We start from the raw sequence: 7273 nt of genomic DNA, 5'->3' as shown, positions 1-7273 counted from the left end.
ACCACACTGATCCCTTCCCGAACTCAGAGGTGAAACGCTGCTGCGGCGACGATAGTTCTCGGGTAGCCGATTGTCACAATAGCTCGATGCCAGGTTCTCTCTTCTCCCAAGCCTCCTCATTCTTCATGCGGGGGCTTTTGGTTTTTTATTCTGTTTTTTATCATAGGTAAAGATAGCGATCGCTCATCATCTTCTCATTGAAAGCGATCGCTTGATGATTCAATTCAACTACCCACTAATTTCGCCACAAAGCAATACCACCTAACAATCCTGTAATATTGGGGATAAGTTTGACATTGAGTGGTAATTCCAGATTCACCCGTACCGCTTCACCACCGCCAATGTAAAGGCAATCATAGTTAAAAAGATGTTGCAAGCTATTAATCGCTTTTTTTAAGCGTTTATTCCATTTCTTTTCACCAATTTTTTCTAATGCTGCACGTCCTAATTGTTGTTCATAGGTTTTGCCTTTGCGAAAGTAATGATGCCCCATTTCCATATTGGGAACTAACTTGCCATCGACAAATAATGCCGAACCAAAACCAGTCCCCAAGGTGATCACTAATTCCACTCCTTTACCAGCAATAGCACCCAGTCCTTGCATATCTGCATCATTAATGACTCGCACAGGTTTATCGAGTCTGTGAGATAGTTCTGTGGCTAAATCAAACCCTACCCAACTACTATGTAAATTCACTGCTGTTTCTGTGACTCCACTACGTACCACACCAGGAAACCCTACAGAAACTCGATGAAATTCACCTTGATTTGCTGCTAACACAGCAATAGCATTAATAACTACTTCTGGAGTTGCGGGTTGGGGAGTTTCTAAGCGTCCCCTTTCTGTCAATGGTTTTCCAGTGATGTCTAATACCATTGTTTTAACACCGCTACCACCAATATCTACTGATAGGGTACGAACTGACCCGTTATCTTCAAGCATTAGCCTTTTTCCTTTTTGCTGCTCTTTCTTTGGATATTATGCTGTGCTGAATTACGGTAATCAGCAGATGTTTGGATAGTTTTTACAACTAGGGGTAATGACTATGCCGCTTTGCTAAAAAAGCGATAGTACAACCAAGTGCTAAATTCCTTGAGAGGAAATAATAAGTAAGTTAGGGGATTGATGGTGACGATAATGTTGCGGATGTCGCGCTTGGCGAAAAAGATAATGGCACGAGCAACTTGTGGTGCTGACATCACACCGTAGGGATTGAGTTGACTTTTAAATGGGCCTAAAATTAACTTACGAATGACGCAAACTCGATCTAAACGTTTGAGTGTGACTATTTCTCCTAAAGCACGTTTACTGAGTTCATAGAGGGGGCTGAAGGCTGGAGATACTTCTGCTTCTGATGTATTTACCCAAATTTCCTTGGTGGCTTTAGCATCTGGCCCGGTCACTGTAGAACCAAATATATCTATGAGACGTAAGGCGGAAAAAGTGTTGACTTGATAGGAATTGTGAATAGCGGTGGAGGTGCGATCGCTATAGACATTTACACCATGATTGATAATTAAAATATCAACTTTCTCTAAACTTTTCTTCAATTCTTCTTCATTACCCAATTCCCAAGCTAGTACCTTTAACCCTGGTTGAGTCAGCAATTGATCGGGATTAGTCGTTAAAGCTATAACCTTGGCATTGTGTTTGAGTAATTCTGCAACTAGAGCTTGTCCTAAAGCGCCGGATGCACCAGTCACAGCTACGCTTTTACCTTTTAATGACAAACTTGTCCCTAAAATTTTATCTACAAGGGGAAATACACCGCTGTAATAGGCATTAACATCATCAAAATGGTGCCGCCAATGATAAGTACGATTTACCCACAATGTCGAAGGGATAGTGTCTAATGGCCCTGGTGTGTGGTTGTAATCAGTATCCATTTTGCCTTGAAAATGCCGCACAGATGCGCCGTATAAAAAGGTAGAAGCATAAAATACTCCTAACCATAATCCCCATTGCCGCCCCAGTACAGCCACTATGGTTAATATGATGATCATTAAACTCGACTCAACCATATCGTTGTAAAGTTGGGAGTCTTGATAGACTTTTGGGGACACAATTGATAAATCACGACGATAGGCCATGTGGTGTTTGTTGTGCCATTTTCCTAACCAGGTAAATTGGTGGCATAAAGCATGGTAACTGTCTCTTAGCACTTCTGCGAGTAGTAAGGAGAACAAGCCCCACAAGGCAAACTGTAAGCATGTAGGGAATAAATTCCAATTTATTGGCAATTTGGCAGCAATTTCCGTCCAGGTTTCCATCAAAATCATGATTTTTAGTAACATCTGTTTATTTAATTATTCTTCATAATCAAATAATGATGGTATCAGATTGAGTTTTGCTGGTGATGAAGAAGGTCAAATTACTAACGATGCTAGATATAGCAATAGACAAAGCTGTTAGGAGATAATCCATGCTAAAACTGAGATACCAAAAGGCTTTTAGCAATTTCACCTGCTATACATACAAATTCAGCTTTTGGTCTTGAAGGAGAAATTATACTGATGGATATTCCTAATTTGCATATTGTTCATGCAAATCATCAGCAAGACTGGCTGAAAATTGCATCAGATTTGACTGGATTGGCAATAATATATGAAATGAGCCAGCAAAACACTAGCTATGGGCTGGTGATGGAACAACAGCAATTAGTGGGTATTGTTACGGCCAAAGATTTAGTCAGAGCGATCGCTCAGGGTCATGATTTGCAGAAGATAATCGCGGTGGAGTTGATTAATCAACCTCTAGTCACCATCGACATAACAGAAATTCAAGATAAGGGCACAATCATCGAAAAATTGCGTCAGTGCCACTATCAATACTTACCAATCATTGATGACCAAGGGCAGGTGTTAGGGGTAATCTCTTCCGAAAATCAACTGGGGGGATTGATGGAAACCTGCTACCAGACACTAGAGGTGCGGACGGCACAATTAGAAAAGGAAATCGCCAATCGACAGTTGACCCAGAAATTACTCTCAGATCGGGAAACCCGCTATCGTCAATCACAAGCGCGACTCAATGATGTTCTCAATAGTGCAGTGGCTACATCCATTGTGAGTTTTCGTCTCTTCCCTAATCGAGATTGGGAATATGATTATCAATCCCCTGGCTGTGAAGCTCTTTTTGGCTATACCGCAGAGGAAATAGTCAGCCATAAAACCTTATGGATGTCACAAGTTGAGCCGGAGGATAGAGAAGCAGTCATCCTACCTTTGTTTGAGAGTTTATATGCTGGTGGCACAGCTAAGGTAGAGTTTCGCTTTCACCACAAAGATGGTTCTCTGCGTTGGATTGGTGCTACCTATACATCACGTTATGAAGCTGATGGTAACTACTGGGTGGTTACAGGGATTAGTAGTGACATTACTCAAAATAAAAAAACTCAAGCAGCATTACGTCAAAGTGAAGAAAGATACCGGGCTATTTTTGACCTGACGTTTCAATTTGTGGGGTTACTAACACCAGAAGGCATAGTGTTAGAAGCCAATGAAACAGCCTTAAATTTTGCTGGTGTGCAACTGGCAGATGTGATTAATCAGCCAATTTGGTTAACTAAATGGTGGCAGATTTCATCAGCCACTCAAGAGCAATTAAAATTAGCGATCGCTCAAGCTGCATCTGGTGAATTTATCCGTTACCAGGTTGATATTCTTGGTGCTGGGGACAAAGTGGCGACAATTGACTTTTCCCTTAAACCTGTCAAAGATAAAACTGGTAAAGTGGTGTTTCTGCTGCCAGAAGGGCGGGATATTAGTGATATCAAAAAAACTAAGTTAGAAATTATTCGCAGCCGAGACCTACGGGAAGCGATTTTTAATGAATCTACAGATGCTTTGTTTTTGGTCAGTACAGAAACTTTATTGACCACAGATTGTAATAACCGAGCAGTAGAACTATTTGAAGCTACTAGTAAAGCTGAACTCATTGGCATTGAAGGCCAAACTTTGCAGAAAAACCAGTTTACGCCCCAGGAGTTGAACTCCCTAGTGACTGAAATTAATCAACGGGGGTTTTGGTGTCAAGAACTTGAATATCTCACTAAAAAGGGTAATTCCTTTTGGGGCAACTTAGCTGTCAAACAAATCCAGGTAGCTGGTCAGACCATGAATTTAGTGCGGGTCACAGATATTAGCGATCGCAAACGAGCCGAAGTTACCCTCCAACAACAAGAAACGTTTCTACGCAGTATCTACGATGGGGTAGGACAGCCTATTTTTGTGGTTGATGTGGTCGATGATGATTTTCGCTTTGTTGGCTTAAATCCCGCCCATGAAAGAGTCACAGGCCTTCTCACCAGTAATTTACAAGGGAAAACCCCTGAGCAAGTTTTGCCCCCAATCTTAGCGGCCCAGGTGCGTCGTCATTATCAAGATTGTGTGGATGCGGGAACTAATATTAGTTACGAAGAATGTTTCCCTTTACAAGAACAGGAAACTTGGTGGATTACCAGCTTGACCCCCCTGAGAAACGAACAGGGAAAAGTTTATCGAATCGTTGGTAATAGCGTTAATATCACGGAGCAAAAACACGCCCAGCAAAAGTTAGAGCTACAAGCGGTTATTGCCCGGAATATGGCTGAAGGTATTTGCTTAGTCAGACTAGCTGATGGTGTCATAGTCTACACCAATCGTAAATTTGAGCAGATATTTGGTTATGATACTGGTGAATTAATTGGTCAACATGTTTCTGTTCTCAACTACCATCAAGCAGAGATTTCACCTACAGATGTTCATCAAGCGATCGCTCATACTGTAATTACAAATGATGAGGCCAGCTATGAAGTTAACAACATCAAAAAAGATGGTACGCCTTTCTGGTGTAGAGCTACCACATCCGTTTTTGAAGACTTAGAACATGGCAAGATATTGGTAGCTGTGCAACAGGATATTACAGAGCATAAGCAAGCAGATGAAAAAATTAAGGCTTCTTTGAAAGAAAAAGAAGTGTTACTCCAAGAAATTCATCACCGAGTGAAAAACAATTTAGGCATTGTCAGCAGTTTGCTACAAATGCAGTCTAGACGGACACAAGATGCTCAGGCCAAGTCCATCTTACTTGATAGTCAGAATAGAATAGGTTCTATTGCGCTGATTCACGAAAAACTTTACTTCTCAGACAACCTCGCTCATATTGACTTTGCTCAGTACATTACCGATCTCAGCAGTCATCTATTTTATTCCTATAACATCTCTACTAGCCGAATTAAAATGGACATCCAGGTAGATCACGTGAACTTAGACATTGAAATGGCTATCCCATGTGGTTTAATTATTAACGAACTGGTTTCTAACGCTTTAAAATACGCTTTTCCCAACAATTGTGAAGGTAAAATTAAAATTAGACTCGACAAGTTAGAAGATAAATACATACTGGTTGTCCAAGATAACGGAATTGGCTTACCTAGAGACTTTGATAGCAAACAGGCCCAAACTCTAGGTTTAACCCTAGTCCAAGGCTTAGTTAAGCAGTTAAAAGGAAGTATCGAAATTAACTCTCTCCCAGGAGCAGAATTTAAAATTGTTTTTCATAAAAGCAGGGTATGAATATATTTAGCCAATCATCAACCAAACAGACAAACAAAATGATTGATATTTTGGTGGTTGAAGATGAGTATATTCTGGCTATTAACTTAAAAGAAAGTTTAGAATTAATAGGTTACAGGGTTTTAGATATCGTCGATTCTGGGGCAGATGCCATTGAAAAAGCTCTTCAACTTCGCCCCAATTTAGTCTTGATGGACATCAGACTGCGAGGAGAATTAGATGGCATTGAGGCAGCAGGACAAATCTGGAAATTAGCGCAGATTCCAGTAATTTATGTGACTGGGCATTCCGATAGATTAACGGTGGAAAGAGCCACCCTGACCTATCCCTTTGGCTATATTCTCAAGCCCATCAAGGAGCAAGAATTATATGTGGCAATTGAAACAGCACTTTATCGATACGACCATGAACATTTTCTCCATGCTATTTTGCAAGGGATGGGAGATGGAGTTATTGTTGTAGATTCTCAATTGCGAGTCCAATATTTAAACCATGTGGCAGAAGCTCTGACAGGATGGACTTTAGCAGAAGCTAGGGAGAAAGAGGTAACAGAAATATTTAAACTAATCGACCAACACACCCAATTACCAGGGGAAAATCCTCTTGTTACCGCCTTTCAACAACAAACCACGGTTTATTTACCGAATCATTACTTATTATTGTCTAAAGATGGAACTACTATTCCTGTAGCGGATAGTGCCACTCCCCTGAAAGACCAGAGTGGTCAGATTACAGGTGCAGTATTAGTGTTTCGGGATGAAACACAACGGAGATTAGCAGAGGAACGCGATCGCGCCGCAGAACGTGCCAGGCAACTGGAATTTCAAATGGCAGAACTGCAACGTCTGCACCAACTACGGGAAGATTTTCTCGCTACTACTTCCCATGCTATCCGCACTCCGTTATCAAACATGAAAATGGCCCTGTCTCTGCTAGAAAATAGCTTGCAGGAAAAAAAAGTATTAAATCCCAATGCTTTATTAATACCAGGCACTGTTGATTATTATCTGAAAATCTTGCGTGAGCAATGTGAGCATGAACTCAATTTAATGGATGATTTACTCAATCTACGTATGATTGATGCCAATGCCTATCCATTGGAATTGACTGTTATAAAATTGCCAGATTTATTGCCACAAATTATTAGTGTATTTCATACTCTAGCTTACAACAATCGTCAAACTCTCAAGGTTAAGGTTTCCCCTAATTTACCATCTATTACTTCTGATCAAAATATTTTGATCAAAATATTATCAGAATTATTAAACAATGCTTGTAAGTACACTCCTGTTAATGAATGGATTGTTGTTAAAGTTCAACTCAATCAGAACTTAGAATCTTTTTCATCAAACTACGAGGAAGTTAATAATTTTGATATTGATAATGCTTTTTTACAAATTATTATTAGCAATTCCGGAATTGAAATACCTACCAAAGAAATTACCAGAATTTTTGAACCTTTTTACCAAATTTATCCCAGTAATGCAAGAACAGAGAAAAACAATCCTTGGGAACATCAAGGAACGGGATTAGGGTTAACATTGGTGAAAAAGATGGTTGAATATCTTCAAGGAACTATAGATGTTAACAGCAGTCAAGGTTGGACAAATTTTACAGTTCAATTGCCTTTGAATTTCATTGATTACAAATTTACAGGTTGATACTAAGTAGGGCTGGCTGTGCGCGTAGCGTGCTGTTAAGCATAACAGTATTTTTG

Annotated in this window: 4 protein-coding genes and 1 rRNA gene; 3 read left to right on the top strand and 2 right to left on the bottom strand. The window is 40.1% G+C overall.

The features are described 5' to 3' along the window. Nucleotides 1-95 (top strand): 5S ribosomal RNA (gene rrf / locus H6G73_RS25220); the annotation flags it as partial. Nucleotides 96-235: 140 nt separating this feature from the next. Here rrf and H6G73_RS16045 read toward each other — a convergent pair. Continuing rightward, on the bottom strand, nt 236-943 hold the full coding sequence (locus H6G73_RS16045) for an ROK family protein (RefSeq protein WP_190606205.1): 708 nt from the start codon (nt 941-943) through the stop codon (nt 236-238). Nucleotides 944-1044: 101 nt separating this feature from the next. Then, a complete protein-coding gene (locus H6G73_RS16040) occupies nt 1045-2295 on the bottom strand; it encodes a bifunctional sterol desaturase/short chain dehydrogenase (protein WP_242034219.1) in 1251 nt (416 codons plus the stop codon). A 219-nt stretch (nt 2296-2514) separates the two neighbouring features. Here H6G73_RS16040 and H6G73_RS16035 point away from each other — a divergent pair, with 219 nt between their 5' ends. Further along, on the top strand, nt 2515-5556 hold the full coding sequence (locus tag H6G73_RS16035) for a PAS domain S-box protein (protein ID WP_190606204.1): 3042 nt from the start codon (nt 2515-2517) through the stop codon (nt 5554-5556). Between the two features lie 38 nt (nt 5557-5594). Beyond that, nucleotides 5595-7217: a hybrid sensor histidine kinase/response regulator gene (locus tag H6G73_RS16030; RefSeq protein ID WP_242034218.1), complete on the top strand. Its 1623-nt coding sequence runs from the start codon at nt 5595-5597 to the stop codon at nt 7215-7217. Nucleotides 7218-7273: the final 56 nt, after the last annotated feature.

It is taken from the genome of Richelia sinica FACHB-800 (assembly GCF_014698825.1).
Lineage (GTDB): Bacteria > Cyanobacteriota > Cyanobacteriia > Cyanobacteriales > Nostocaceae > FACHB-800.
The sequence above is the reverse complement of the archived record's forward strand: the minus strand, read 5'-3'. Positions and strand labels throughout refer to the sequence as shown.

What these genes read in the sequence shown, in the direction of transcription:
- H6G73_RS16030 (WP_242034218.1), top strand. Translation starts at nt 5,595, where the DNA reads ATGATTGATATTTTGGTGGTTGAAGATGAGTATATTCTGGCTATTAAC.
- H6G73_RS16045 (WP_190606205.1), bottom strand. Translation starts at nt 943, where the DNA reads ATGCTTGAAGATAACGGGTCAGTTCGTACCCTATCAGTAGATATTGGT.
- H6G73_RS16040 (WP_242034219.1), bottom strand. Translation starts at nt 2,295, where the DNA reads ATGTTACTAAAAATCATGATTTTGATGGAAACCTGGACGGAAATTGCT.
- H6G73_RS16035 (WP_190606204.1), top strand. Translation starts at nt 2,515, where the DNA reads ATGGATATTCCTAATTTGCATATTGTTCATGCAAATCATCAGCAAGAC.